The sequence below is a fragment of the Actinosynnema sp. NPDC004786 genome (genome assembly GCF_053601135.1).
In genome coordinates, this window is sequence record NZ_JBSGBG010000066.1 from 1 (window position 1) to 26,081 (window position 26,081).

26 protein-coding genes are annotated in these 26,081 nt (G+C 74.4%); 11 read left to right on the plus strand and 15 right to left on the minus strand.

All coding sequences use genetic code 11. The annotated features are described in order from the left end of the window. Nucleotides 1-205 precede the first annotated feature (205 nt). Nucleotides 206-1,102, minus strand: coding sequence for a pentapeptide repeat-containing protein (locus ACWEFJ_RS36060; protein ID WP_449716520.1), 897 nt, complete (start codon nt 1,100-1,102; stop codon nt 206-208). 88 nt (nt 1,103-1,190) lie between these two features. On the opposite strand from ACWEFJ_RS36060, the gene ACWEFJ_RS36065 reads away from it, so the two are divergent. Beyond that, nucleotides 1,191-1,607: a DUF1707 SHOCT-like domain-containing protein gene (locus ACWEFJ_RS36065; protein WP_449716521.1), complete on the plus strand. Its 417-nt coding sequence runs from the start codon at nt 1,191-1,193 to the stop codon at nt 1,605-1,607. 36 nt (nt 1,608-1,643) lie between these two features. Next, on the plus strand, nt 1,644-3,020 hold the full coding sequence (locus ACWEFJ_RS36070; protein WP_378093946.1) for an amidase: 1,377 nt from the start codon (nt 1,644-1,646) through the stop codon (nt 3,018-3,020). A 77-nt stretch (nt 3,021-3,097) separates the two neighbouring features. Here ACWEFJ_RS36070 and ACWEFJ_RS36075 read toward each other — a convergent pair whose 3' ends face one another. From ACWEFJ_RS36075 to ACWEFJ_RS36110, 8 genes are all read right to left on the minus strand, one after another. Next, nucleotides 3,098-4,147: a hypothetical protein gene (locus tag ACWEFJ_RS36075; protein ID WP_449716522.1), complete on the minus strand. Its 1,050-nt coding sequence runs from the start codon at nt 4,145-4,147 to the stop codon at nt 3,098-3,100. Between the two features lie 78 nt (nt 4,148-4,225). Further along, on the minus strand, nt 4,226-5,443 hold the full coding sequence (locus tag ACWEFJ_RS36080) for an SPFH domain-containing protein (RefSeq protein ID WP_449716541.1): 1,218 nt from the start codon (nt 5,441-5,443) through the stop codon (nt 4,226-4,228). Nucleotides 5,444-5,512: 69 nt separating this feature from the next. Next, nucleotides 5,513-5,938, minus strand: a complete 426-nt coding sequence (locus ACWEFJ_RS36085) for an NfeD family protein (RefSeq protein WP_378093942.1) — start codon at nt 5,936-5,938, stop codon at nt 5,513-5,515. A 40-nt stretch (nt 5,939-5,978) separates the two neighbouring features. After that, nucleotides 5,979-6,788, minus strand: coding sequence for a DUF3097 domain-containing protein (locus ACWEFJ_RS36090; RefSeq protein ID WP_449716523.1), 810 nt, complete (start codon nt 6,786-6,788; stop codon nt 5,979-5,981). 11 nt (nt 6,789-6,799) lie between these two features. Beyond that, nucleotides 6,800-7,576 carry an aminoglycoside phosphotransferase family protein gene (locus tag ACWEFJ_RS36095; protein ID WP_449716524.1) on the minus strand — a complete coding sequence of 259 codons (777 nt, stop codon included), beginning with the start codon at nt 7,574-7,576 and terminating at the stop codon, nt 6,800-6,802. Continuing rightward, nucleotides 7,573-8,046 carry a GNAT family N-acetyltransferase gene (locus ACWEFJ_RS36100; protein ID WP_378093937.1) on the minus strand — a complete coding sequence of 158 codons (474 nt, stop codon included), beginning with the start codon at nt 8,044-8,046 and terminating at the stop codon, nt 7,573-7,575. The genes ACWEFJ_RS36095 and ACWEFJ_RS36100 overlap by 4 nt, the downstream gene beginning before the upstream one ends. 73 nt (nt 8,047-8,119) lie before the next feature. Then, nucleotides 8,120-8,914, minus strand: a complete 795-nt coding sequence (locus ACWEFJ_RS36105) for an SCO1664 family protein (protein WP_378093953.1) — start codon at nt 8,912-8,914, stop codon at nt 8,120-8,122. An 8-nt stretch (nt 8,915-8,922) separates the two neighbouring features. Continuing rightward, complete coding sequence (locus ACWEFJ_RS36110) at nt 8,923-9,489, minus strand: DUF3090 domain-containing protein (RefSeq protein WP_378093935.1); 567 nt, start codon at nt 9,487-9,489, stop codon at nt 8,923-8,925. Between the two features lie 131 nt (nt 9,490-9,620). Between ACWEFJ_RS36110 and ACWEFJ_RS36115 the strand changes: the two genes are divergently transcribed. Both ACWEFJ_RS36115 and ACWEFJ_RS36120 read left to right on the plus strand, forming a co-directional pair. Further along, nucleotides 9,621-11,534 (plus strand): prolyl oligopeptidase family serine peptidase, encoded by a 1,914-nt coding sequence (locus tag ACWEFJ_RS36115; RefSeq protein WP_449716525.1) that lies wholly within the window; start codon nt 9,621-9,623, stop codon nt 11,532-11,534. Further along, on the plus strand, nt 11,531-12,388 hold the full coding sequence (locus ACWEFJ_RS36120; RefSeq protein ID WP_449716526.1) for a S66 peptidase family protein: 858 nt from the start codon (nt 11,531-11,533) through the stop codon (nt 12,386-12,388). The genes ACWEFJ_RS36115 and ACWEFJ_RS36120 overlap by 4 nt, the downstream gene beginning before the upstream one ends. 25 nt (nt 12,389-12,413) lie before the next feature. Here the strand turns inward: ACWEFJ_RS36120 and ACWEFJ_RS36125 are convergent, their stop codons facing one another. Next, the gene (locus ACWEFJ_RS36125) at nt 12,414-13,517 is read right to left on the minus strand and encodes a methyltransferase (RefSeq protein ID WP_449716527.1); all 1,104 of its coding nucleotides are present in this window, start codon (nt 13,515-13,517) and stop codon (nt 12,414-12,416) included. Between the two features lie 455 nt (nt 13,518-13,972). Further along, complete coding sequence (locus ACWEFJ_RS36130; protein WP_378093927.1) at nt 13,973-14,542, minus strand: HSP18 transcriptional regulator; 570 nt, start codon at nt 14,540-14,542, stop codon at nt 13,973-13,975. Between the two features lie 111 nt (nt 14,543-14,653). Here ACWEFJ_RS36130 and ACWEFJ_RS36135 point away from each other — a divergent pair, with 111 nt between their 5' ends. The 7 genes from ACWEFJ_RS36135 (at nt 14,654) to ACWEFJ_RS36165 (ending at nt 20,831) form a co-directional block, all read left to right on the plus strand. Next, on the plus strand, nt 14,654-15,088 hold the full coding sequence (locus ACWEFJ_RS36135) for an Hsp20/alpha crystallin family protein (RefSeq protein WP_378093925.1): 435 nt from the start codon (nt 14,654-14,656) through the stop codon (nt 15,086-15,088). Between the two features lie 458 nt (nt 15,089-15,546). After that, entirely contained in the window at nt 15,547-16,071 is a 525-nt protein-coding gene (locus ACWEFJ_RS36140) for a DUF6886 family protein (RefSeq protein ID WP_449716528.1), read from the plus strand. Between the two features lie 102 nt (nt 16,072-16,173). Then, a complete protein-coding gene (locus ACWEFJ_RS36145; protein WP_449716529.1) occupies nt 16,174-16,815 on the plus strand; it encodes an HAD family hydrolase in 642 nt (213 codons plus the stop codon). After that, nucleotides 16,812-17,819, plus strand: coding sequence for a phosphotransferase family protein (locus tag ACWEFJ_RS36150; protein WP_449716530.1), 1,008 nt, complete (start codon nt 16,812-16,814; stop codon nt 17,817-17,819). Before ACWEFJ_RS36145 ends, ACWEFJ_RS36150 begins: the two co-directional genes overlap by 4 nt. After that, complete coding sequence (locus ACWEFJ_RS36155; protein ID WP_378093917.1) at nt 17,819-19,030, plus strand: acyl-CoA dehydrogenase family protein; 1,212 nt, start codon at nt 17,819-17,821, stop codon at nt 19,028-19,030. The genes ACWEFJ_RS36150 and ACWEFJ_RS36155 overlap by 1 nt, the downstream gene beginning before the upstream one ends. Before the next feature lie 4 nt (nt 19,031-19,034). Beyond that, nucleotides 19,035-19,616 carry a winged helix-turn-helix transcriptional regulator gene (locus ACWEFJ_RS36160; RefSeq protein ID WP_449716531.1) on the plus strand — a complete coding sequence of 194 codons (582 nt, stop codon included), beginning with the start codon at nt 19,035-19,037 and terminating at the stop codon, nt 19,614-19,616. A gap of 393 nt (nt 19,617-20,009) precedes the next feature. Further along, complete coding sequence (locus ACWEFJ_RS36165; protein WP_449716532.1) at nt 20,010-20,831, plus strand: SDR family NAD(P)-dependent oxidoreductase; 822 nt, start codon at nt 20,010-20,012, stop codon at nt 20,829-20,831. Here ACWEFJ_RS36165 and ACWEFJ_RS36170 read toward each other — a convergent pair. From ACWEFJ_RS36170 to ACWEFJ_RS36185, 4 genes are read right to left on the minus strand one after another with little or no spacing between them, the layout of a single operon-like run. Next, nucleotides 20,786-22,381: a dipeptide ABC transporter ATP-binding protein gene (locus ACWEFJ_RS36170; RefSeq protein WP_449716533.1), complete on the minus strand. Its 1,596-nt coding sequence runs from the start codon at nt 22,379-22,381 to the stop codon at nt 20,786-20,788. The two genes, ACWEFJ_RS36165 and ACWEFJ_RS36170, sit on opposite strands and share 46 nt — an antisense overlap. Next, complete coding sequence (locus ACWEFJ_RS36175; protein WP_378093909.1) at nt 22,378-23,262, minus strand: ABC transporter permease; 885 nt, start codon at nt 23,260-23,262, stop codon at nt 22,378-22,380. Before ACWEFJ_RS36175 ends, ACWEFJ_RS36170 begins: the two co-directional genes overlap by 4 nt. Further along, on the minus strand, nt 23,259-24,257 hold the full coding sequence (locus tag ACWEFJ_RS36180) for an ABC transporter permease (RefSeq protein ID WP_378093907.1): 999 nt from the start codon (nt 24,255-24,257) through the stop codon (nt 23,259-23,261). Before ACWEFJ_RS36180 ends, ACWEFJ_RS36175 begins: the two co-directional genes overlap by 4 nt. Beyond that, on the minus strand, nt 24,212-25,987 hold the full coding sequence (locus ACWEFJ_RS36185; protein WP_449716534.1) for an ABC transporter substrate-binding protein: 1,776 nt from the start codon (nt 25,985-25,987) through the stop codon (nt 24,212-24,214). The genes ACWEFJ_RS36180 and ACWEFJ_RS36185 overlap by 46 nt, the downstream gene beginning before the upstream one ends. Nucleotides 25,988-26,081: the final 94 nt, after the last annotated feature.

Sequence of the window (26,081 nt, forward strand, 5' to 3'; positions counted from 1 at the left end):
AACGGCCCCGCCACCATCCCCACCGAGTCCCGATTTGACACGGGTTCGAGTGTCCTAGGCTGGACGAAGCCGGCAGGCCTGGCGGGACGCTTTTCCCCGCCGGGCCTGCCGGCTTTGGCCTGCTCGGGGCGCTCGTAAGGGCCCCGTGTCAAATCGGGCCGGACCTCACCACCTCACCACAACCCACCCCAACCAACCCCCACCCTCACTGCATCACCCGACGCCCAAACCGCGCACTCCCGAACTCCGCCGCCTCCCCGATCAACGCCGACCCCACATCCGTGCGCCCCCGGAACCACGCGTGCCGGAACCACGCGTCCTGGTGGAACACCACATCGGCGAACAACGCCCGCCCGCCGAACCGGACGTGCCGGAAATCCGCCCGCCCCGACACCTCGGCCTGCCGCAGGTCCGCCCGCCCCGACACCTTCGCCCGCGCGAACACCAACTGGTCGGCCACCTGCGCCGACCGCAACGACACGTTCCCCGCGAACACCGCCAACCCGAACGACGCCGACCGCGCGAACAACGCTTCCGTGAACACCGCGTGCCGCAGGAACCTCGCCCCCGCGAAGTTCGCGTCACCGGTCACCGTCATCGCCTCGAACCGCGCGTCACCCAGGAACACCGCCCCCATCAGGTCCACCCGGTTCACCCGGCACCCCGACAGGTCGAAGTCCACCAGGATCGCCCCCGGCGCCACCACGTCCATCCCCGGCCAGAAATCGTCACCCGGCCGCAGGTGCGACACCAGCTCCCGCTGCACCGCCGTGCGCCACGGTGCGTCCAATCCCCGGCTCACCCCGCCCCGCAACGCCGCCAACCACGTCGTCACCACCGCCTGCCGCCGCTTGGGTGCCTGCCTGCCGATCTCGGCCAGCAGCAGCAAGCCCTCCTCCTCGCCCGCCCGGAACAGCCGGTTCGCCTCCCGCCACACCGACACCGCCGGCGGCGGTCCCGCCGGGTCCGGCCCCACCCGCCGCCGGGCGTGCTCGTCCAACAACGTCTCCGAACGCGACGCGCGCGCATGACGCACGCCAATCCAGACGATGACCAGCGCCACCGCCACGGGCCACAGCCACGACGACATACCCCCGATCATGCCCCCACCGCCTACGTCCGCGGACGTACTCCGCGTCACCGCTTCGTGGCCGACGCCGCGACGACCGGCCACGTGGAGCATCGGAACCATGCGACCAGCCGACACCCCACCCGACACACCCGCCGGCACACGACCCGGCACACGACCCGTGCGGGCCTCCGACACCGACCGCGACCACACCGCCGCCCGCCTGCGCGACGCCGTCGGCGAAGGCCGGCTCACCCTCGCCGAAGCCGACGACCGCATCACCGCGGCCTACGCCGCCGTCCACCTCCACGACCTCGCCGCCCTCACCGCCGACCTCCCCACCCCTCACCAACCACCACCGCCCGAACGCCCCCGACCACCCCTCCTCCCCGTCCTGCTGATCATCGCCACGGCCGCCTGGATCGCCTCACCGCTGCCCTTCCCCTGGCCCCTCCTCCTGCTCGCCCTCCTCGTCCACCGCGCGACCCGCCACCGGCGCCACCGCCCCCGCCCGATCACCACGACACCCCGAGGCTGATCCACTCCGACCCCGTCCCTGCCCTACAGTCCGGGCATGGACCTGACCGACGCGTGCTTCGCGGGCGCCGCCCGACAGGCCGAACTGGTGCGATCGGGCGCGCTCACCGCCCGCGACCTCGTCACCGAATGCCTGCGCCGCATCGACCGGCACGACCGCCGCCTCAACGCGTTCCGGCTCGTGTTCGCCGACCGCGCCCTCGCCGACGCCGACCGGGCCGACGCCCGCCGCGCCCGCGGCGAGGACGCGCCCCTGCTCGGCGTGCCCGTCGCGGTCAAGGAGGACATCGCCCTGGCCGGCCTGCCCACCACCAAGGGCACCGCCGCCGTCGACACCACCGCGCCCGCCGACGCCGAGATCGTCCGCCGCCTGCGCGCCGCCGGGGCCGTCGTCGTCGGCCGCACCCGCATGCCCGAACTCGGCCTGTGGCCCTACACCGAGTCCACCTGGGCCGGCGCCACCCGCAACCCCTGGTCGCCCGACCACTCGCCCGGCGGGTCCAGCGGCGGGTCCGCCGCCGCCGTCGCCGCCGGGCTCGTCGGCGCGGCCGTCGGCACCGACGGCGCGGGCTCCGTCCGCATCCCCTCGGCCTGCACCGGCCTGTTCGGCCTCAAACCACGCCGCGACCTCGTCCCGCTCACCCCCGACCGCGACGTCTGGCACGGCCTCGTCGCCGCCGGGCCCATCACCCGCCACGTCGCCGACGCCGCCCTGCTCCTGGACGTCCTCGCGCCCGGCCACGACCACGCCACCGCCGTCACCGACACCCGCGCGCTGCGCATCGCCGTGTCCCTGCGCCCCTGGGGGCCCGGCATCGCCGTCGACCCCGAGGTCCGCGACGCCGTCCTGGACACCGCCGGCCTGCTCGCCGACCTCGGCCACGACGTCTCCCGCGTCGACCCCGACCTGCGCGACCTCTCCGGACCCGCCGCGTTCGCCGCCCGCTACCTGCACAGCGCCGCCACCGGCGAAGCCGACCTCGACCGACCCGACCGGCTCGACGCCCGCACCCGCGCCGTGGCCGCCCTGGGCCGCGCGCTGCCCGCGCCCGCCGTGCGCGCCGCCCTGGCCCGCACCACCGCCCTGACCGAACGCGCCAACCGGATCTTCGACGACCACGACCTGCTGCTCACCCCCGTGATCACCCGGCCGCCGCTGCGCGTCGGCGAGTGGGACCGCCGCCCCACCCTCGCCGCGCTGCTCGCCGCCGCCCGCATGACCACGTTCCTGCCCCTGTGGAACATCACCGGCAACCCCGCCGCCGCCGTCCCCGCCGGCCGCACCCGCACCGGCCTGCCGCTGTCCGTGCAGCTCATCGCCCGCCCCGACGGCGAACGCACCATCCTCACCGCCGCCGGCCAACTGGAACGCGCCCACCCCTGGACCGACCGCCGCCCACCCGCCTACACCTGACCCCCGCGTGTCCTACGTTCCGAACACGCGTGTCCTACGTTCCGAACGCGTGAGTCCTACGTTCGGAACGCGTGAGTTCACCGCCCGGAACCCGCCGCCCGCCCCTCCAGATCGGCCCGCAACCGCCGCAACCACCCCGGCACCGGACCGCCCGCCGCCCCGACCGACTCCGACTCCACCGCCAGCACCTCCCACAACACCTCGTCCGCCCCACCACCGGCCACCTCGGCGAACACCTCCTCCCGCACCGCGGCCCACACACCCGCCGCCACCGCCACCGCCCGCAACCGCGTGTAAGCGGCCACCGACGGCGACGCCACGAACGCCCGCCGCCGCAACCCCACCGCCCGCTCGACCCACCCCGCCCGCAGGCACTCGTCCACCCCCAGGTCCGCCAACCGGGCCGCCGCCCCACGCCACCCCGTCGCCTCCAGACCCCGCTCCACCCAGTCCAACGCCTCACCCGACCGGCCCGCGTCCCGCAGCACCGTCGCCACCTGCAGGTAGTGCCACCCCGACGACAGGTCCTTCGACAGCACCAACACCTGCAGGTCCACGTCACCGGTGTGCTCGGCCAGCTCCTCCATCACCCGCAGCAACGCCCACCGCTCCCGGTCGTAACGGCCCGTCGCGCCGAACCCGATCACCGGCAGCCGCGAGAACCGCGCCACCGCCTCCGCCCGGTAGGACGCCAACCCGTCCTCGCCCAACGCCGCCGCGTACGACGCCAACCGCACCTCCGGCGGCTCGGCGAACCCCGTCTGCAACCACAGCAGCCACGCCGCCAGCTCCCGCCCGTCCGGCGGCTCCGCCGCGCACGCCACCGCGTGCAGGTCCAGCACCCGCTCCACCAGCGCCGCCCACGCCGCCCGCTGCCCACCGCCCTGCGCGGCCCTCACCAGCACCTCGGCCAGCTCCCGCGCCACCGCCACCGCGCCCGGACCGCCACGCACCCGCCGCGACAGCTCGGCCACGATCTCCGCCAGCTCCGACCACCGCCGCGACCACGGCACGTCGACACGGGCCAGCACGGCCTCCGCACGACCGGGTAAAGCGTCCACCGCGACATCCAACCGCACCGACCACCCGCCCCACGACGCCCACCCGGACGCCCGTACCGTGATCACCCGCCGCGACCACGGGAAAGGGGCGCCGGGAACCACCCCGACGCCCCTCCCGCTGCGGCCAAGATCACGACCGGCCCGTCACCCCCGCGGCTCCACCCCGCCCGCACCGGGCTCCGCCACCGGACCGGGCCCCTCGCCCAACCCCAACTCACGACCCGACCCCGACCCCGAGCCCGAGCCCGAGCCCGGACCCGCGCCCAGCGCGTCCCGCCCCGGCTCGCCCCGCTCCACCGCGGGCTGCCCCAACGGACCGGGCACCTCCTTGCGGGCCACGGCCTCCGCCGCCCGCACCGCCTCCGCCACCGCCGGGTCCGGCGCCGTGTCGAACCAGTCCGCCACCGCCGGGTCGTCCTCCTCCGGCGCGGCCGCGGGCTCCTCCGGCGCGGGCGGCTCGTAGCGGAACACCCCGTCCTCGCCCGGCGCGCCCAGCATCCGCGCGAACCCCTCCAACGCCTTGCCGTAGTCCGACGGCACCAGCCACACCTTGTTCGCGTCGCCCTGCGCCATCTGCGGCAACGTCTGCAGGTACTGGTAGGCCAGCACCTCCGGCGTCGGCCGGCCCGCCTTGATCGCCGCGAACACCTTCTCGATCGCCTTCGCCTGGCCCTGCGCCTGCAGGTAGCGGGCCGCCCGCTCACCCTGCGCCCGCAGGATCGCCGACTGCCGCTCCGCCTCCGCGCCCAGGATCGCCGCCTGCTTCGCGCCCTCCGCCGACAGGATCTGCGCCTGCTTCTGACCCTCCGCGGACTTGATCGCCGCCTCCCGCTGGCCCTCCGCGTTGAGGATCATCGCGCGCTTCTCCCGGTCGGCGCGCATCTGCTTCTCCATCGAGTCCTGGATCGAGGGCGGCGGGTCGATCGCCTTCAGCTCCACCCGCGCCACCCGGATGCCCCAGCGGCCCGTGGCCTCGTCCAGCACGCCCCGCAGCTGGTTGTTGATCTGGTCGCGGGAGGTCAGCGTCTCCTCCAGGCTCATCCCGCCCACCAGGTTGCGCAGCGTCGTGGTCGCCAACTGCTCCACGCCCACGATGTAGTTCGAGATCTCGTACACCGCCGCCCGCGGGTCGGTCACCTGGAAGTACACGACCGTGTCGATCGACACCGTCAGGTTGTCCTGCGTGATCACCGGCTGCGGCGGGAACGACACCACCTGCTCGCGCAGGTCGATCCGCGCCCGCACCCGGTCGAAGAACGGCACCAGGATGTTCAGCCCCGGCGCCGCGGTCGTGCGGTACCGGCCCAGCCGCTCGATCACCGCGGCCGTGGCCTGCGGGATCACCAGCACCGACTTGACCATGACGATCAGCACGAACAACACCAGGACCGCGATGACGATCAGCGTGGTGGTCAACTCTCCAGCCTCCACTCAGGCCCCGGACAGCACCACTGCGGTCGCGCCCGAGATCTCGACGACAGTGACTTCGGCGCCGGGCTCGATGACCTCGCGGTCCAACGACCGCGCCGACCACACCTCGCCGCCGATCCGCACCCTACCCCCGTGCCCGTCCACAGTGGACACCACGACGGCAGTGCTGCCGACCAGCGCCTCCACGCCCGACTTGTGCCCGGAACCCAGCGCCATCCGCCGCTTGATCGCGGGCCGCGCGCCCGCCACCAGCCCCAACGACACCACGCCGAACACGATCGCGCTGACGACCACGTCCGCGCCCAACGCCGACGCCCCGGCCGCGCCGAACGCGGCCAGACCGAGCATGACCAGCACGAAATCGCCCGACAGGACCTCGGCCGCCACCAGGACGACACCGAGGACCAACCAGATCAGCGCGGCCACGACCCCATCCTCGCACTTCCGCGGCCCGCGGTGGGGCGATTCACGCCGACCCGGGCTCGGTCACGAAATCGATCAACCGCTCCACCGCGCCGATCAACGGCGTCTCCAGGTCCCGGAACCCCGACACGCCCGCCAGCACCCGGCGCCACCCCTCGTGCGGCTCGCCCCAGCCCAGCGCCGCGCACACCCCCTCCTTCCACGGCACCCCGCGCGGCACCCGCGGCCACCGCGCGATGCCCACCGACGCGGGCTTCACCGCCTGCCACACGTCCACGTACGGGTGCCCGGTGACCAGCACGTTCTCGTCACGGATCGCGGAGACCAGCCGCGACTCCTTGCTGCCCTCGACCAGGTGGTCCACCAGCACCCCCAGCCGCCGCCCCGGTCCGGTGCCGAACCCCGCGATCCGGTCGGCCAGCACGTCCACCCCGTCCAGCGGCTCGACCACCACGCCCTCCACGCGCAGGTCGTGCCCCCACACCCGCTCCACCAGCTCCGCGTCGTGCAGGCCCTCCACCCAGATCCGGCTGTCGCGGGCGGTGCGGGCACGCAACCCCTCCACGCGCACCGAGCCCGACGCCGACCGCGCGGGCGCCGCGGCCCTCGGCGCGGGCCGCACCAGCGTCACCGGCCGCCCGTCCACCAGGAACCCCGCCGGGCGCAGCGGGAACAGCCGCCGCGCGCCGTGCCGGTCCTCCAGCACCACCCGGTCCTGCTCGAACCGCACCACCGCGCCGCAGAACCCCGACGCCGGGTCCTCCGCCACCAGGCCCACCTCGGCCACCACCTCGGGCACCGTCCTGCGCTTGCGGCCCGACAGCACGTCGCGGCCGTAGTCGTGTGATCGCACGGCCGGCGACGTTACCGGCCCGGCGGCCCCGACCGGCCCGCGACCGACGGGTGGTCGGGGAAGAACCCGGCGAACACCTCGCACCACGCCGCCAACCGGTCGCCGTCCACCACCGCCGACCACCTCTCGATCCCGTCCCGCAGGTCGGGCGAGGCGTAGGCGAGGTCGACCGCGTCCACCGCCGGGTCCCCGACGCACGGCCGCGGGTCGATCGCCACCGGCCCCCGCTCGCCCGCGTCCAGCACGTTGCCGAAGTGCAGGTCGCCGTGCAGCAGGGTCGCCGGCACCCGGTCGCGGGCCAGCGCCGCCGCCCGCGCGTGCGCCGCGTCGTGGTCGCCGGGGTGGCGGCGGCGCAGCAGGCCGAAGACGAAGTCGACCCGCTCCGACAACGGCGGGAACCCCTCCGGCGGGCGGATGTGCAGGGCGCGCAGCACGTCGGCCAGGGCCGGTCCGTCCGCCGCGGGCGTGCCCGGCGCCAGGCCCTCCAGCAGCAGCGCGCCCCGCGCCGGGTCCGCGGCCAGCACCCGCACCAGCCGCGGCGACGGCTCCCACGCCCGCAGCGCCGCGTGCTCCCGCACCGACAGCGCCGGCTCCGGCGTCACCTTCAGCACCACCGGCTCGCCGTCGCGCTCGCACCACAGCGCGTGCGACGTGCCGCCCGACAACGGCCGCACCACCCGCAGGCCCCAGTCCCGGCACAGGCCCGCCACCAGCGCGTCCAGCCCGTCCAGCCACGACCGCACGCCCGGCCCGAACCGGCGCGCCATGCGCCGCTCCAGCGTCGTCACCGGTCCAGCCTCAGGATGAACCCCTCCACGTCCCCGCCGCGGCCCTCGGCGAACGCCACGTCCTCGCCGACCGCGACGAACCCGCACTTGTCCAGCACCCGCAGCGACCCCACGTTGTCCACCGCCGCCCGCGCGTACACCGGCCGCAGCGGCTCCTGCCGCAGGAACGCCGCCAACGCCGCCGTGGCCAGCCCCCGACCCCAGTGCTCGCGGCCGATCCAGCACGTCACCTCGGGCCGGCCCGACCGGGTGGACCGACAAACGTGCCCCACGACCTCGCCGTCGAACACCACCGTCCGCGCCACCGCCGACTCGTCGGCCAGGATCCGCGCCCACCGCACCAGGAACGCCGCCCGGTCCGACGGGTCCGCCGGGGTGAACGCGGCCATCCGCACCGCCTCCGGGTCGCGCTGGTGGTCGAAGAACAGCAGCACGTCGGCCGCGGTCACCTCGCGCAGTTCGACGTCCACGCGGCAAGTACACCCCACGGCGCCGCGCCGCCAGAAGATCCCCCGCCGATCCGACCCGACCGGGTCACACCGGTCAGAACGCGGGCCAGGGGATCGACGGCCAGTCGTCGGACGGCTCCGGGTACACCCCCGCCGCCAGCAGCTTCTCCAGCCGCTCGGTCAACGCCCGCACCTCCGCGCGCGTCAGGTGCTCGTGCAGCTCCTGCGCCAACGGCCCGTCCAGCCGCGACCGCAGCCGCCGCAACGCCTCCACCGCCTCGCCCGGCAGCGCCTCGCCCAACCAGCCCCACAGCACCGTGCGCAGCTTGTCGTCGCTGTGCAGGCAGATCCCGTGGTCCACCCCGTACACCGCGCCGTCGGCCGCGTGCAGCACGTGCCCGCCCTTGCGGTCGGCGTTGTTGACCACCACGTCGAACGCCGCCATCAACGCCACCCGCGGGTGGTCGGCGTGCACCAGCACCGCCGGCTCCCCGTACCGGTCGTGCGCGCGCAGCACCGGACGCCACCCCGGCCGCACGTCGTCCACCGGCACGATGTCGACCAGGTCGTCGTCCTCGCGGGTGTCCACCCACAACTGCACCATGCCCGGCCCGAACGGACCCGGCCGCAGCACCGTCGGCGGCACCAGGTGCAGCCCCGCCGCCTCCGACAGCAGGAACGTCGACAGCTCCCGGCCCGCGAGCGTGCCGTCGGGGAAGTCCCACAGCGGCCGCTCGCCCCGCACCGGCTTGTACACGCACTGCGCGGTCACGCCCTCCAGGCCGATCCGGCAGAACAGCGTCGCGTTCGACGCGTCCACCAACCGGCCCTCGACCTCGATGCGGCCCCGCCGCAGCAGGTCGAGCACCCCCTCGTCCGCCGGGCCCACCGCCGTGCTCAGCCCTCGTCCGACCGGCGGTAGCCGTTCTGCCGCGGGCACACGTGCCCCTCCGGGTCCAGCGGCTCCGCGCACAGCGGGCACGGCTTGCGGCCCGCCCGCACCACCCGGTCCGCGCGCTCGGCGAACGCCCGCGCCTCCACCGGGCTCAGGAACACCCGCACCGCGTCCGGACCCTCCTCGGTGTCGTCGAGCACCACCGCCTCGTCGACCTCCTCGTCGGTGATCGCGAGCAGTTCGATGACCACCGCGCGGGACTCGGCGTCCCAGCCCAGCCCCATCGTGCCGACCTTGAACTCCTCCTCGACCGGCACCGCCAGCGGTTCGGTGTCCCGGAGGTCCTCGGGGACCGCGTCGGGGACCTCCGCGCCGAACCGCCGGTGCACCTCCTCCAGCAGCGAGCCGATGCGCTCGGCGAGTACGGCGACCTGTTGCTTCTCCAGCGCCACGCTGACCAGCCGCGCCTCTTCCGAGGCCTGCAGGTAGAACGTGCGCTCGCCAGGCTGCCCGACGGTGCCGGCGACGAACCGGTCGGGCTGGCGGAATACGTGGATGACCCGTGCCATGACACCAACGACCCTAGGCCACGCGAGCAAGATCGGCAGCCCTGCCCCTCCCTTTTCACCGACCGGCGAACACGACCCGCCGATCGGTCGCCGCCGACCGGGCCGCCGCGGCCCCCGATAGGGTCGGCGGCGTGGTGACGATCGCACCGTACGGAACGTGGACATCGCCCATCGGCGCGGCCGACGCCGCCGCGGCCGGCGGGGGCCTGCACTGGGTCGACCTGCACGACGGTCGCCCCTGGTGGGCCGAGGGACGCCCCGCCGAGGGCGGCCGGGTCGCGCTGGTGCGCGACGGGCGGGACCTGCTGCCGCCGCCGTGGAACGTGCGCAACCGCGTCCACGAGTACGGCGGCCGGCCGTGGGTCGTGCTGGACACCCCCGAGGGGACGCGCGTGGCGTTCACCAACTGGGACGACCAGCGCGTCTACCTGTTCGACCCCGACGACCCGCGGCCCGTGCCGATCAGCCCCGAACCCGACCGCCACCACGGCCACCGCTACGCCGACCTCACCGCCGGACCCGGCCACGCCGAGGTGTGGTGCGTGCGCGAGACCGTGACCGGCGACGCCCGCACCGACGTGCGCCGCGACCTGGTCGCCCTCCCGCTGGACGGCTCCCCGCCCAGGGTCCTCGCCGCCAGCCACCACTTCATGACCGGCCCCCGGCTCTCGCCCGACGGCCGCCACGTCGCCTGGATCGGCTGGGACCACCCCCGCATGCCGTGGGACGGCACCGAGCTGTGCGTCGCCGAGGTCGGGTCCCCCGGGCACCGCGTGCTGGCCGGCGGGCCGACCGAGGCCGTGTGCCAGGTCGAATGGGACGGCGACGCGCTGCTCGCGCTCACCGACCCCGACGGCTGGTGGAACCTGTTCCGCGTCGAGCTGGACGGGACCGCCCGCAACCTCGCCCCGTGCGCCGAGGAGCTGGGCGGGCCGATGTGGCGGCTGGGCAACCGGTGGTTCGCCCCGATCGGCGGCGGCCGGCACGCCGTGCTGCGGTCGGGCCGGCCGGCCGTGCTCGACGAGCGCAGCGGCACCGTCACCGACGTCGACGTGGACCTGCCCGTCTGGCAGGCGCACCTGGCCGTGCACGACGGCGTCCTGGTCAGCGGCGCCGGCGGACCGCTCACCGAGACCGCGGTGGTGTCGCTGGACCTGTCCACCGGCGAGCTGACCCGGCACACCGACGGCGGCGCCACCCCGCCCGTCGACTACCTGCCGGTGCCCGAGGAACGCGTGTTCACCGGCCCCGACGGCGACGTGCCCGCCTACGTCTACCCGCCGCGCAACCCCGACTTCGCCGGGCCCGACGACGAGAAACCGCCCTACGTGGTGCACGTGCACGGCGGACCCACCGGCCGGTCCTCGCCGCTGCTGGACGCCGAGCTGGCCTACCTGACCAGCCGCGGCATCGGCGTCGTCGCGGTCAACTACGGCGGCTCCACCGGCTACGGCCGCGCGTTCCGGGAACGGCTGCGCGAGCAGTGGGGCGTGGTCGACGTCCACGACTGCGCCGCCGTCGCCCAGGCCCTCGCCGACGAGGGCACCGCCGACGGCGACCGGCTCGCCATCCGCGGCGGCAGCGCCGGGGGCTGGACCTCGGCGGCGTCGCTGACCTCGGTCAAGACCTACCGGTGCGGCATGGTGTCCTACCCCATCCTCGACCTGGCCGGCTGGACCGCCGAGGGCGGCGAGACCCACGACTTCGAGTCCCGCTACGTCGAGGGCCTGGTCGGGCCGTGGCCCGCCGCCGCCGACCGCTACGCCGAGCGGTCCCCGGCGCACCGGGTCGACCGGCTGGCCGGGCCGGTGCTGCTGCTGCAGGGGCTGGAGGACGAGATCTGCCCGCCCGAGCAGGCCGACCGGTTCGCGGGCGCGCTGGACGGCACCGGCATCCCGCACGCCTACCTCACCTTCGAGGGCGAGCAGCACGGGTTCCGCAAGGCCGAGACGATCGTCGCCGCGCTGGAGGCCGAGCTGTCGTTCTACGGGCAGGTCTTCGGGTTCACGCCCGGGGGCGTGCCGGTGCTGGAACTGCGCCGGTGACCTCCGGCCCGCCGCCGCTGCTGCGGCCGGGCGACCTCGTCACCGTGGTCAGCCCGGCCGGGCCGTGCCCGCCGGACCTCCTCGACGCCGGGGTCGCCCGGCTGCGCGAGTGGGGCCTGGACGTGCGGGTGGACGCCCACGCCCTGGACACCCACCCCGCGCTGGGCTACCTCGCCGGCCACGACGCCGACCGCGCCCGCGCGGTGGAACGGGCCTGGCTCGACCCGGCCACGGCCGGGGTGCTGTGCGCCCGCGGCGGCTACGGCAGCCTGCGCATGGTCGACCTGGTCGACTGGACCGCCCTGGCCCGGCACCGCAAGGTGTTCGTCGGCTCCAGCGACACCACCGTGCTGCACGAGCGGTTCCAGGCGCACGGCCTGGCCACCTGGTTCGGGCCGATGGTCGGCACCCGGGCGTTCGTGGAGGACGCCGAGGCCCGTGAACGGCTGCGGGCCGCGCTGTTCGGCGGCGTGACGTCCTACCGCGGCGTCGGCATGGCGCCCGGCGTCGCCCGCGGGACCGCCGTCGGCGGCACCCTCAGCCTGCTCGACGCGCCGCCGCCGCCCGGCGCGATCGTGCTGCTCGAGGACGTCGACGAAGACCCCTACCGGCTCGACCGGATGCTCACCGGCCTGCTGCGGTCCGGCTGGTTCGACCGGGTCGCCGGGCTCGTCCTCGGGTCGTGGACCCGCTGCGGCGACCCGACCGCCGTGCTCGCCGACCGGCTCGGCGGGCTCGGCGTGCCGATCGTCGCCGACGCCCGCTTCGGGCACTGCGAGGGCCAGCTCACCGTGCCGCTGGGCGTGCCCGTGCGGATCGACGGCGGCACCGGTGAGGTGACCGTGGACGCGTGAGCGGTCACCTCACCGGTGCCACCGCTCACCGCCCGCCGTCCGGGTTCCGATCCCCGTCCGCCTCCCCGTCCGCCACGACCGCCGCGTCGCCGCCGGTCCGGCCCCTGTCGGTCGGCCAGCTGTCGGTCGGCCTGCCGCCGGTGGGGTCGCCGTCGAGCGGCACGGGCCGGAACTCCAGCGCGGTGCGCCCGTCCGCCACCGACACCCGCCCGACCGGCACGAGCCCGCAGTCGGCGGCCAACGCGACCAACTCCCCGACCGTCCGCTCCCGGCCACCGAAGCACACCAGCATGGACAGGTCGATCGCGGTGCCGACACCGTCGCCCAACACGGGCTCGACCACCACCACGACACCGTCCGGCGCGGCGGCCCGACGACACCCGTCGAGGATCCTGCGGGCCTGGTCGTCGTCCCAGTCGTGCACGATGTCGGACAGCAGGTACGCGTCGGCCCCCGCGGGCAGCGGGTCGAAGAAGCTGCCCGGCACCGCACCCGCCCGGTCGGCCAGCCCCTCCGCCGCGAACCTCCCGGCCGCGGCGGCCGCCGCCGGAGCCAGGTCCAGCACCCGGCCGCGCACCCCCGGATGCGCCCGCAGGATCGCCGCGAGCAGCAGCCCGTCCCCGCCGCCCACGTCGACGACCTCGCCGAACCGGCCCCAGTCGAAGGACCCGGCGATCCGCGCCGCCTGGGTCCGGAACCGCCACGCCATCTGGGCGTCGAACGAGCGCCGCAACCGCGGCTCGGCGTCCAGGTCGTCCCAGAAACCCCGCCCGTACCGGTGCGGATAGGCGGGCTGGCCCGTGGTGACCGCGTCCAGCAGGTCGACCATCGCCAAGTCGGCACGGCCTCCGGCGGCCGTGATGTCGAGCAGCGGCTTGACGCCTTCCGGCGCGTCCTCGGCCATCTGGCCACCGAGGCTCGTCGGGCGGTACCGGCCCGACTCGCGGTCGAGGTCGAACACCCCGACCGTCACCAGGTGGTCGAGCAGGCGGCGCAGGGCCAGCGGGGACGTCCCGGTCTCGGACGCCAACCGCGCCGCGGTCGCCCCGGCCGTACCCGCCTTCTCGACCAGGCCGAGCGTCGCGGCCACGCGGATGGCCATGGGTGTCGCCAGGTCGGCCAGAGCCATGATTGAAGGTGCTGCCGTCGAGGCTGCCGTCGATGGGTCCACCGACCGAACCCTGCCGGCGCGGCACCCCCGGCGCACCCCCGTTCCCCGCACCGACTCCGCCATGCCGGCCTGCCCCAGCCGGCAAGCCGGGCAGCACACGGCCGAACGCCCGACCGGCCAACGCCCATCCGCCTGGCACGCCGAGCACCCGACAACCCTCCGTCGCCACGCCGGGCGGCCGACGCCCTTTCTCCGGCACGTCAGGCGGCCGACGCCCCTCGCCAGCACGGCGGGCAGCGCGAGTTCGAGCGCCCACCCTGCCGGCACACCGCCCGACGCCGTGCACCTGCACCGCCGCCCGACACCGTGCCGCCCGACACCGTGGGCCGGCGGCGGTGCGGGCCTGCCGCAGTGCCCGTTCCCGCCTCGCCGTCACCACCCGTCCCGAGTACGCCGGAGGGGTCGGCGTGGCCTCACCGCTTGTCGCGCAGCGTCGGATTGTCCCGCAAGAGCTGAGTGTCGCGCCGCACCTCCTCCGCCCGCTCGCCCACGGCCCGGATCTCCTCGGCCAACTCCGGGTGGGTCGCGCGCACCTTGCCCAACGCCGCCATCAACGGCTCCAGCAACGCCCCGGCGTCGTCACCGGCCAACGCCTCCCGCACCACGACGTCCATCCGGCCCACCTGCCCGGCCAGGCTGCGCAACGCCGCGGCGTTCTCCCGCGCCCACTGCGACACCGCGCGATCACCCGCGCGTCGGTCCCGCTCCGCCCGCACCCGACCCTCGGCCGTCGCGCCCGGCTCCGACGGCCGCAGCCGCAGGTACCGGCGCTCGGCCGCCTGTCTGCTCGCCACGCCCAGCGCCGGCGCCAGCTCCGCCCAGCTCGTGCCCAGCTCGCGTGCCGCGGCGATCAGCTGCGGCTCCCACCCGGCCAGCTCGTCGCGCAACCGCCGCAGCAGGACCAGCGCGGACAACACCTGCCCGGGACTCAGGTCGTCCCCGGTGGCCGCCGCGCGGATGGTCTCGTAATCCCCGATCGCCATGACGTCAACTTACTGACGACGGATCATCTTGTCAACGGGATGACGACGTGGTACAACTGACTCGGCAGCGCACTGAGCAGCGCATTGACCGACAACCAGGAGGTGTTCCCCATGTTGATGCGCACCGACCCGTTCCGTGAGCTGGACCGACTGGCGCAGCAGTTCTTCACCGGGCCGGGCACTTGGTCGCGACCCACCCCCATGCCCATGGACGCCTACCGCGCCGGGGACGAGTTCGTCGTGGAGTTCGACCTGCCCGGTGTCACGCCGGACGCGATCGACCTCGACGTGGAGCGCAACGTGCTCACGGTCAAGGCCGAGCGTCGCCCCAACCGCGCCGACGGCGTCGAGATGCAGGCCTCCGAGCGCCCGCTGGGCGTGTTCTCCCGCCAGCTGTTCCTCGGCGACTCGCTCGACGTCGACCGGATCAAGGCCGACTACGACGCCGGCGTGCTGACGCTGCGCATCCCGGTCGCGGAGAAGGCGAAGCCGCGCAAGATCGCCATTGGCCAGACCGACGGCTCGCCGAAGGAGATCAACGCCTGAGCCAACCGACGCCGTCGGATACCAGGACGTGCGCCGGGTCTACGGCGGGTAGGCCCGGCGTACGTCGCCCGTCGTGGGGCACGGTGCTTGTCATGGGCACTCGGCGGCCCGACGGGCAGCGGTCCGGGATATCGGCGTCCCCACCGTCGACCGCGCCACCGTCGACCGCGCCACCGTCGACCGCGCCACCGTCGACCGCGCCACCGTCGACCGCGCCACCGTCGACCGCGCCACCGTCGACCGCCCCGACGTCGAATCCCGCCCGACGCTGGAACCGCGCGAGTCCGGAACCGCGCGCGTCCGGGTACCCGGGTCCGCGTCCGCGGCATTCGCCGTGCGCGCACACGCCGAGTGCGGCGTACGAATCCCGGAGACCCACCGGCCGTGCGGCTCCGGGTGACCGCGGCCGGTGAAATCCGGTGGCCCGGGTCGACCGGTGTCCGTCAGGATCGGCGCTCGTGCGACCGAAGCCCGGTGAAGTGCTGCACTTCTCCGAAGACCCGACCATCGCCCGGTTCGAACCGCACGTCGCGGCCACGGCGCGTCAACCCGAGGCCTACGTGTGGGCCGTCGACCACGACCGCGCCCCCGACTACTGGTTCCCCCGCGAGTGCCCGCGCGTCCTGGCCTGGGTGCTGCCCACCACCAGCGCCGAGGACCGGGAGTGGCTGGGCGTCGACCGGGTCCACGCGATCGAGTACCGCCGGCTGCCCGAGTTCACGACCGCGCGCCTGTACGCCTACCGGTTCGCCGCCGGACCGTTCCGGCCGTTCGGCGACCCGCCCCACGCCCACGTGGCCACCCGACCGGTCGAGCCGCTCGGCCCACCGGAACCGGTCGGCGACCTCCTGGCGCTGCACGAGGAAGCCGGGATCGAACTGCGACTGACCGCCAACCTGTGGCCGTTCTGGCGCAGGGTGACCGCCGGCACGCTCGGGTTCAGCGGCATCCGGCTGCGCAACGCCGTGCCCGAACCCACCTGACCGGCCCGAACCCACCCGGGACCGACCGCCGCCACCCGCCTCCGCGCGCGCCGTGCACCCCACGCGCTTGCTGGCATACCGACCGGTCGGTACCCTCGCGACGTGGACGAACGGCGCATCGACGCGGTGGTGCTGGACTGGGGCGGCGTGCTCACCGTCTCGGTGCCCGCCTTCATCGAGGACTGGCTGACCTCCGAGAACATCGACCGGGACCGCTACGGCCGCACCATGCGGACCTGGATGGGCCGGGACGCGGCCCCCGACACGCCGGTCGCGCGCCTGGAGACCGGCGAGCTGACGCCCGCCGAGTTCGAAGCGCTCCTGGCCGCCGAACTGACCACGCTCGACGGCCGCGAGGTGGCGTCCAAGGGCCTGCTGCGGCGCATGTTCGGCAGCGCCCATCCCGACCCCAAGATGGTCGACCTGGTCCGCGAACTGCGCGCCGACGGCCTGCGGACCGTGCTGCTGTCCAACAGCTGGGGCGAGGGCTACCCCGAGGAACTGCTGCTGGAGCTGTTCGACACGATCGTGATCAGCGGCCGGATCGGGCTGCGCAAACCGGACCCACGCATCTTCCGGCACACCCTCGACCGGATCGGCCTGCCCGCGCACCGGTGCGTGTTCTTCGACGACGCGCCGGTCAACGTGGAAGCGGCGCGCGCCGTCGGCCTGCACGCCCACCGGCACACCGACGCCGACACCACCCGCGCCGTGATCGCCCAGCTCAGGGGAGCCGCCGCATGACCGGACTACCGGGCCTGGACCTCGACCGGCTCGCCACGCACCTGGGCAGCGGCCCGCTGACCGGCGAACTCATCCCCGGCGGCCGGTCCAACCTCACCTACCGCGTCACCGACGGCGAGCACCGCTGGGTGCTGCGCCGCCCGCCGCTGGGGCACGTGCTGGCCACCGCGCACGACATGTCCCGCGAACACCGGGTGATCAACGCCCTGGCCGACACCGCCGTCCCCGTGCCGCGGGTCGAGCTGCTGTGCGAGGACCCCGACGTCATCGGCGCGCCGTTCTACCTGATGGAGGAGGTGCCCGGCGCGGCGCTGCGGCACCGCGACCAGTGCCCGTGGCTGACCCCGGACAAGGCACGCGCCCTGGCCGAACGGCTGGTCGACGTGCTCGCCGACCTGCACGCCGTCGACCCGGCGGACGTGGGCCTGGCCGACTTCGGCCGACCCGACGGCTTCCTCGCACGCCAGGTGGCGCGGTGGGGCAAGCAGCTCGACGCGTCGCGCAGCCGTGACCTGCGCGGCATCGACGAGCTGCGCGACCGGCTCGCGGGCAGCGTCCCCGACTCCGCCCGCGCCACGATCGTGCACGGCGACTACCGGCTGGACAACGTCCTGGTCACCGCGGACCCTCTGGACATCAGCGCGGTGCTCGACTGGGAGATGGCCACGCTGGGCGACCCGCTCGCCGACGTCGGGCTGCTGTGCGTGTACTGGAACGGCATCGGCGCGCGCGAGGACGACCCGATCACGGGCACCGTGCCGACGCTGCCCGGGTTCCCGACCGCCGACGAGCTGGTGCGCCGGTACGCCGAACGCAGCGGCGCGGACACCGGCGGGCTCGCCTGGTACACCGCGTTCGCCTACTTCAAGCTCGCCGTGATCCTCGAAGGCATCCACTACCGCTTCACCCACGGCCAGACCGTCGGAGCGGGGTTCGACCAGATCGGCCACCTCACCCTGCCGCTGGTCCGGCAGGGACTCGCCGCCACCTCAGGGGAGCACTGATGGACTTCGCCTACGACGCCAAGACCGAGGAACTGCGGGAGAAGCTGCTGCGGTTCATGGACGAGTTCGTCTACCCCGCCGAACCCGTCGCCGAGCGGCAGCTGCGGGAGGCGGAGGACCCGTGGGCGCGGCCGCCGGTGCTGGAGGAGCTGAAGGCCGAGGCGCGCAGGCAGGGGCTGTGGAACCTGTTCCTGCCCGACCCCGAGCACGGCGGCGGGCTGACCAACCTGCAGTACGCGCCGCTGGCCGAGATCACCGGCCGCAGCCCGCACCTCGCGCCTGAGGCGCTCAACTGCGCCGCGCCGGACACCGGCAACATGGAGGTGCTGGCGATGTTCGGCACCGAGCGGCAGAAGGAGCAGTGGCTGCGCCCCCTGCTCGACGGCGAGATCCGGTCCGCGTTCTGCATGACCGAGCCGGACGTGGCGTCCTCCGACGCCACCAACATCGCCACGAGCATCGTCCGCGACGGCGACGAGTACGTCGTCAACGGCCGCAAGTGGTGGTCGTCGGGCGCGATGAACCCCAACTGCGCGATCTTCATCGTGATGGGCAAGACCGACCCCGACGCCGACCGGCACCGCCAACAGGCGATGATCCTCGTGCCGCGCGACACGCCGGGCGTGCACGTCAAGCGCGGCATGCACGTGTTCGGCTACACCGACGCCTCGCACGGCGGGCACGCCGAGATCGTCTTCGACAACGTCCGCGTGCCCGCCGACAACCTGATCGCCGGCGAGGGCGAGGGCTTCGCGATCGCCCAGGCCCGCCTCGGCCCCGGCCGCATCCACCACTGCATGCGGCTGATCGGCATCGCCGAACGCGCCCTGGAGCTGCTGTGCCGCCGTGCCGTCTCGCGCGTGGCGTTCGGCCGGCCGATCGCGCGCCAGGGCGTGGTCCAGGAGTGGATCGCCGAGTCGCGGGTGCGGATCGAGCAGGCCCGGCTGCTGGTGCTCAAGACGGCGTGGCTGATGGACACCGTCGGCAACAAGGGCGCGCACACCGAGATCCAGGCCATCAAGATCGGCACGCCGCTGATGGCCGAGTGGGTGCTGGACAAGGCGATCCAGGCGCACGGCGCCGGCGGCGTCAGCCAGGACTTCCCGCTGGCCGAGCTGTGGGCCTCGGCCCGGACGCTGCGCCTGGCAGACGGTCCCGACGAGGTGCACCGCATGTCGCTGGCCAAGCGGGAGCTCAAGCGGTATCTGTGACGGTGTGAGCGACTTCGACGTGTTCCTCGCCGACTGCCCCGCCCGCACCACGCTGGAGGTCGTCGGGCACACCTGGTCGGTGGTGGTCGTCGTGGCCCTCGGCGACGGGCCGCTGCGCTACGGGGAGCTGCTGGACCGGATCGGCGGCATCAGCAACAAGATGCTCACCCAGACGCTGGCCCGGCTGCGCGGCAACGGCCTGCTCACCAGCGTCGACGGGTGGCACGACCTGACCGACCTCGGCCGGTCGCTGCTCACGCCGGTGCGCGCCCTGGCCGCCTGGGCCGAGGAGCACACCGGCGAGCTGCTCGACGCCCGACAGCACGCGCTCTCGTCGGACTCGGACGACACCGAGCCGCACACGTCCGATCACCACGCAGCCCAGCGGCACGCCGTCGCGGCGCGGCCCACCGAGTCACGTCCCGGCGGGCCGCGCACGGCCGCGTCACCCACGGCCGGGTCGGGCACGCTCCCGGCGCACGTCGCCGACTCGCGCACCGCCGGGCCGCGCGCGGTGGGGGCGCATGCCGTGGCGGCGGGTGCCGGTCAGGCGCACGCGGTGAGCGCCGAGCGTCCCGTCGCGTGACCACGCGCGCCACGCGGAGCCGGCCGCTTCCCGACGATCGTGCGTTCTGCCGACACCGGCGTAGCGAGCAGGCGGGGTACGGCCGGACGCGGGCGGGCACGGCGGCGCGCGGCCCGGAGTGCACGCCGCGACCACCGGCACCGGCACCGCGGAAGCCGCGACCACCGGCACCAGAGCGCCGCGTGGACGGTGTGACAGAGGGCTGAGGCAGGGGGTGGGTCGGTCGCGGGCCTCGTTGTTTCTCCCGACGTTCCACGGCAATGATAACAGTGTATTTTTTGATCCCGCAGCCGACTTCACCCGATCGTGCACCGGCAGCACGATAAAAGTGCAGGTCAGCACACCGCACGGGAGGAACCGATCGGTTCCTTCGGGCGCGCGATCATGAGCACCATGAGCCGCATCTCCATCGTCACGGGCGCCAACCAGGGCCTGGGCTACGCCCTCGCCGAGGGCCTGGCGCACCGCGCCTCCGCCGACGACGTCGTCTACCTCACCGGCCGCGACGCCGGTCGCGTGGACGAGGCCGCCGCGAAGATCGACCACCCCGCCATCCGCACCCACGTGCTCGACGTCCGCAACGGGGACGCCGTCGCCGGGTTCGCGGCGCAGCTGGCCGAACGCCACGGCGGCGTGGACGCCGTCTTCTCCAACGCCGCCGCACGGCTCAGCCCCGGCGCGGCCAACAGCGAGCAGGTCGTGCCGTTCGTCGAGACCAACAACCTGGGCACCACCCACATCCTGCGCTCGTTCCTCCCGGTCCTGCGCCCCGGCGGCGCGCTGCTGATCGTGGCCAGCTCCTTCGGCACCCTGCGCCAACTGCCGCCCCACCTGCACAGCCGGTTCGAGGGCCGGTCGCTGGAGGAGGTCGACGCCACGATGCTCGCCTGGCGCGACGCCGTGGTGAACGGCACGGCGGGGGCCGAGGGGTGGCCGGACTGGATCAACATCCCGTCCAAGGTGGGCCAGGTCGCGGCCGTGCGGGCGGTCGCCGCGCAGCGCCGCGAGGCCGACGCCGCGTCCGGCACGCTGATCGCCGCGGTCTGCCCCGGCCTCATCGACACCGACGCCTCCCGCCCCTGGTTCGCCGACATGAGCGGCGCGGCCAGTCCGGCCGAGGGCGCGAAGCCGCTGCTCGACCTGGCCCTGGGCGCGCGACGCCCGGAGTACTACGGCGAGCTGGTCCAGTTCGGGCGGGTGCTGCGCTGGCTGTGAGGCACGGCGGCGAGCAGGGTGCGCGTGTAGTCGTGCCGCGGTGACAGCAGCACCTCCTCCACCGTGCCCTGCTCGACCAGCTCGCCCCGGTACATCACCGCGACCCGGTCGGCGATGGCCCACGCCAGCCCGAGGTCGTGGGTGATGACCAGGGCGGCCAGGTCCAGCTCGCGGCGCAGCCGCAGCAGCAGCGCCAGGATCTCCCCGCGCACGGAGGCGTCCAGCGACGCCACCGGCTCGTCGGCGACCAGCAGCCGGGGTCCCAGCGCCAACGCGCCCGCGATCACCACCCGCTGCCGCTGACCGCCGGACAGCTCGTGCGGCAACGACGGGAAGAACAGCTCCGGCGGCCGCAGCTCCGCCTGCGTCAGGGCCTCGGCGACCTGGGCGCGTTCGTCGCCCGCCACGCGGTGGATCCGCAGCCCCTCGGCGACCGACTCGTACACCGTGTGCCGCGGGTTCAACGCGCTGGTCGGGTCCTGCAGCACCAGCTGCACCTGCCGCCGGTAGGCGCGCAGCCCCGCGGCGGACCGGGGGAGTTCGACGCCCTCGAACAGCACCCGGCCCGCGGTGGGGCGTTGCAGGCCCAGCAGCGTGCGGGCGAGGGTGGTCTTGCCCGAGCCGGACTGGCCGACCAGCGCCACGACCTCCCCGGCCCGCACCTCCAGGTCCACCCCGGCCACGGCCTTCGTCGCGCCGAAGTCCACCCGCACGCCCTCGGCGCGCAGCAGCACCGGCCCCCGCGACGACGACGCCGTCTCGGCCGGCGACACGTGCCGGGACGTCGGGTCGCCCACGGTCGGGAACGCCGCCGCCAACGCCTGCGTGTGCGGGTGGGTCGGCTCGGCGATGACCCGGCGCGCCGGTCCCTCCTCCACGACCTCGCCGTGCCGCATCACGGCCAGCCGGTCGCACGTCGAGGCCAGCACCGACAGGTCGTGGCTGATCATCACCAGCCCGATGCCCCGCTCGGACACCAGCCGCTTGAGCAGGTCCAGCACCTGCGCCTGCACCACCACGTCCAGCGCGGTGGTCGGCTCGTCGGCGATGACCAGCCGCGGCTCGCACGCCAGCGCCATCGCGATCATCACCCGCTGCTTCTGCCCGCCGGACAGCTCGTGCGGGTAGGCGCGGGCCGCCCGCGCGGGCAGGTCCACCTGGTCCAGCAGCTCCGCCACCGAGCCGGTGACGCCGTGCAGCCGCATCGGCTCGGCGATCTGCGCGCCCACCCGGTGCACCGGGTTCAACGCGTGCATCGCGCCCTGGAACACCACCGACGCCGACGCCCACCGCACGGCCCGCAGCCGGCCCCACGACATGCCCCGCACGTCCTCGCCGTCGAGCAGCACCTGCCCCTCGACGCGGGCGTCGCGCGGCAGCAGCCGCAGCACCGACAGCGCCACGGTGGACTTGCCGCAGCCCGACTCGCCCGCCAGGCCCAGCGTCTGCCCGGCCCGCAGCCCGAGCGACACCGACCGCACGGCCGTCACCTCGCCGCGCGCCCCCCGGTAGTGCACGCTCAGGTCGCGCAGCCGCAGCAGGTCGCTCACCGCTCCCCCTTCAACCGCGGGTTGAGCACCGTCTCCAGCGCCCGCCCGCACAGCGTGAACGCCAGCACCACGCACACCACGCCCACCCCGGGCGGCACCAGGAACCACCACGCCCGCTGCGACACCGCCCCGTGCATGTTCGCCTGGTGCAGCAGCGACCCCCACGACACCCGCGTCGGGTCGCCCAGGCCCAGGAACGACAGCGTGGACTCCGAGACGATCGCGCTGGCCACGGTCAACGTCGTGTTCACGAACACCAGCGGCAGCACGGCGGGCAGCACGTGCCGGCCGATCACGTGCCCGTGCCCGCCGCCCAGCGCCCGCGCCCGCTCGATGAACGGCCGGGCCTCCACCGCCAGCGTCTGCGCCCGCACCAGCCGGGCCGTCGCGGGCCACGCCGTCACGCCGATCGCCAGCACGATCGTGCCCAGCCCGCGCGGCAGCACGGTCGACAGCGCGATCGCCAGCACCAGCGACGGCAGAACCAGGAAGAAGTCGGTGAACCGCATCAGCGCCGCCGACACCCACCCGCCGAAGTGCGCCGCGGCGATGCCGACCACGGTGCCGATGAGCACCGACAACACCGTCGCCGACAGGCCCACCACCAGCGAGATCCGGGTGCCCCACCAGGTCAGCAGCAGCACCGAGCGCCCGTTGTGGTCGGTGCCCAGCCAGTGCTCGGCCGACGGCGGCTGCCACGGCTTGGCGGTCACCCGCGTCACGTCCAGCCCCGACGGGTCGGTCACCAGCGGCGCGAGGACGGCCAGCACGGCGATCACCGCCAGCCCGACCAGCCCGGCCAGGCCGCCGCGGTGGGCCGCGAACTCCCGCCACGTCGCCGTCGCCGCGGCCCGGCGCCGTTGCCACGCGATGGCCGTCACGCCGCACGCACCCGCGGGTCCAGGACGCGGTAGAGCAGGTCAGCGAGCACGTTCATGGTGATCACCGCTCCCGCCAGCACCACGAACGTGCCCTGCAGCAGCGGCAGGTCGGGGCCGGTCAACGCCTCGTAGGTCAGCAGGCCGAGTCCCGGCCAGGAGAACACGGTCTCGACCGTGATCGCGCCCGACACCACCAGCCCCAGGTGCAGGAACACCAGGGTCACGGTCGGCAGCAGCGCGTTGGGCACCGCGTGCCGCCGCCGCACCAGGTCGTCGCGCAGCCCCTTCGCCCGCGCGGTGGTCAGGTAGTCGGCGTGCATCTCCTCCAGCAGCGAGGACCGCATCACCAGCAGGTACTGGGCGTAGACGACGGCGATCATGGTCAGGCAGGGCAGCACCATGTGGTGCGCCACGTCCAGCGACTGCGACAGGAAGTCCGGCGGGGTGTCCGGGTAGCGCATGCCGCCGCTGGGGAACAGGTCGCCGGTCGCCAGCGACAGCAGCATGCCCAGCCAGAACGTCGGCATCGCCCACTGCGCCAGCGCCAGGCCGGTGGAGATCCGGTCCGACCGCGACCCGCGCCGCCACGCGCCCCGGATGCCCAGCCACAGGCCGATCACCACGGCCAGCACGGTCGAGGTGCCGGTCAGCAGCACGGTCGGCCACAGCCGCTCGCCGATCAGCTCCAGCACCGGCCGGCTGTAGACGTAGGAGGTGCCGAAGTCGCCGCGCAGCGCCGCGCCCAGGTAGTCCGCGAACTGCTCGGCCAACGGCTTGTCCACGCCCAGCCGCGCGCGCAGCTCGGCGATCTGGTCGCCGGTCACCGGGCGGCCCCGGGTCATGGCGACGACCGGGTCGCCGGGGATCACCCGGAACAGCAGGAACCCGAGCGCGACCACGAACAGCAGGCTGACCAGCGCGCCGCCGACCTTGCCCGCCAGGTGCCGGATCACTCGCGGTCCTCCGCGCGGCCGCCGCGGCGGCGCAGCAGCCACACGCCGCCCACCAGCACGACCAGCGCGCCGCCGACCACGCCGAGCACCACGCCGGTCCGCGGGCCCGACTCCGCCGCGGCCTCGACCGGGGTCGCGCCGTAGTAGCCCCACACCCCGTTCTGCGCCATGATCACGCCGCCGGGGTCGGGCTGCACCGGGAACCCGGAGAACCGGTCGCTGCGGTAGGCCTCCAGCGCGTTGTCGTAGCCCAGGACCACGGCCGGGACCTGGTCGTAGAACCGCTGCTGCATGCGCTGCACCAGCTCGCGCCGCTTGGCCGGGTCGAACTCGGCGCGCTGCTGGGCGTAGAGGGCGTCGTACTCGGGGTCGCAGAAGAACGTGTCGGTGGTGCCGCCCTTGCCGTCGGCGTTGGGCCGCTGCCCGCAGGTGTGCAGCGACAGGATGAAGTCCGGGTCGGGGTTGGTGCCCCAGCCGGAGAACACGAGGTCGAACGTCCCGGCGGTGCTGGACTCGTTGAGCTGGTTGTCCGACACGATCTGCACGTCCACGGCGATGCCCAGGTCGGCCAGCGACCGCTTGACGAACTCGCCGGCCTGCTCGTCGTAGGCGCGGCTGGCGTGCCCGAGCAGCCGCAGCTCCATCCGCCTGCCCTGCGGGGAGACGCGGATGCCGTCCGCGCCGCGCGCGTACCCGGCCCGGTCGAGGTCGGCGTTGGCGGCCGCGGGGTCGTGGCGGCGCTCCTCGCGGGGCTTGAAGTGGTAGTCGGGGAACACGGGCGGGATGGGGCCGGTGCCGCGCTCGGCGTAGCCGCCGTTGACCCGTTCGATGATCGCGTCCAGGTCGATGGCCTGGGCGATCGCGCGGCGCACCACGAGGTCCTTCAGGGCCGGGTGGCCGTCGCCGATGGGGGTGCCGTCGCGGGTCGCGGCCCCGGAGTTGATCACCAGTTCGTTGAAGCGGCGGCCCTGCGCCTTGTTGCGGGTGATGCCGGGCTTGTCGGCCAGGGAGTCGAACTGGGCCGGGCCCATCCGGTTGACCAGGTGCACCTCGCCCTTGTCCAGGGCCTGCACCGCGCCGTCGACGGACTTGTAGTAGGTGAAGGTCAGCTCGTCGTACTTCGGCGCGCCGCGCCAGTAGTCCTTGTTCGCCTTGAACCGGATGAACTCGTTGGCCCGGTACTCGGCGAGGATGAACGGCCCGCTGCCCACGACGGGGGTCTGGTCGTTGCGGTAGGAGCCGATGTCGGTCACCTGCGACCACACGTGCTCGGGCACGATCGGCACGTCCAGGGCGGTCATGGTGGCCTGGGGCTGCTTCGTCCTGATCACGAGGGTGCGGTCGTCGGTGGCGGTGACGGACTCGAACTCGGCGGTGAAGCTGCCGTTGGCCGTCGCGGCGGCCTCGTCGCGCATCATCAGGTTGTAGGTGAACGCCGCGTCCCGCGCGGTGATCGGCCGCCCGTCGGACCACTTCTTGCCCTCGGGCACGTGGAAGGTCCAGGTGAGCCGGTCGGGGGAGGACTCCCACCGGTCGGCCAGCCCTTCGACCGGGCGCTGGTCGGTGACGTCGTAGGCGGTCAGGTAGTCGTACATGAGCCGGCCCACCTCGGTGCCGGCCTGGAAGACCGACAGGAACGGGTTGAGCGAGTCGACCTGCTGCACGATCGCCACCCGCAGCGTCACGGGCTGTTGCGCCGCCGCCGTGACGGGCAGGGGCACCACCGCCAACGCCAACGCCGCCGTGACCGCACCGAACCGTCGGACACCCACGGTGACCGCCTCCCTCCCACCGGTGGAAGTCAAGAAGTAACCATTACGGTGAGGCATGCGTCAAGAACCGACGACGGCTCGGTACGGTGAACCC

Coding starts and splice junctions, on each gene's coding strand:
- ACWEFJ_RS36060 (WP_449716520.1), bottom strand. CDS start 1,102: ATGATCGGGGGTATGTCGTCGTGGCTGTGGCCCGTGGCGGTGGCGCTG.
- ACWEFJ_RS36065 (WP_449716521.1), top strand. CDS start 1,191: ATGCGACCAGCCGACACCCCACCCGACACACCCGCCGGCACACGACCC.
- ACWEFJ_RS36070 (WP_378093946.1), top strand. CDS start 1,644: ATGGACCTGACCGACGCGTGCTTCGCGGGCGCCGCCCGACAGGCCGAA.
- ACWEFJ_RS36080 (WP_449716541.1), bottom strand. CDS start 5,443: ATGGTCAAGTCGGTGCTGGTGATCCCGCAGGCCACGGCCGCGGTGATC.
- ACWEFJ_RS36110 (WP_378093935.1), bottom strand. CDS start 9,489: ATGGCACGGGTCATCCACGTATTCCGCCAGCCCGACCGGTTCGTCGCC.
- ACWEFJ_RS36125 (WP_449716527.1), bottom strand. CDS start 13,517: ATGGCTCTGGCCGACCTGGCGACACCCATGGCCATCCGCGTGGCCGCG.
- ACWEFJ_RS36130 (WP_378093927.1), bottom strand. CDS start 14,542: ATGGCGATCGGGGATTACGAGACCATCCGCGCGGCGGCCACCGGGGAC.
- ACWEFJ_RS36135 (WP_378093925.1), top strand. CDS start 14,654: ATGTTGATGCGCACCGACCCGTTCCGTGAGCTGGACCGACTGGCGCAG.
- ACWEFJ_RS36150 (WP_449716530.1), top strand. CDS start 16,812: ATGACCGGACTACCGGGCCTGGACCTCGACCGGCTCGCCACGCACCTG.
- ACWEFJ_RS36155 (WP_378093917.1), top strand. CDS start 17,819: ATGGACTTCGCCTACGACGCCAAGACCGAGGAACTGCGGGAGAAGCTG.
- ACWEFJ_RS36165 (WP_449716532.1), top strand. CDS start 20,010: ATGAGCCGCATCTCCATCGTCACGGGCGCCAACCAGGGCCTGGGCTAC.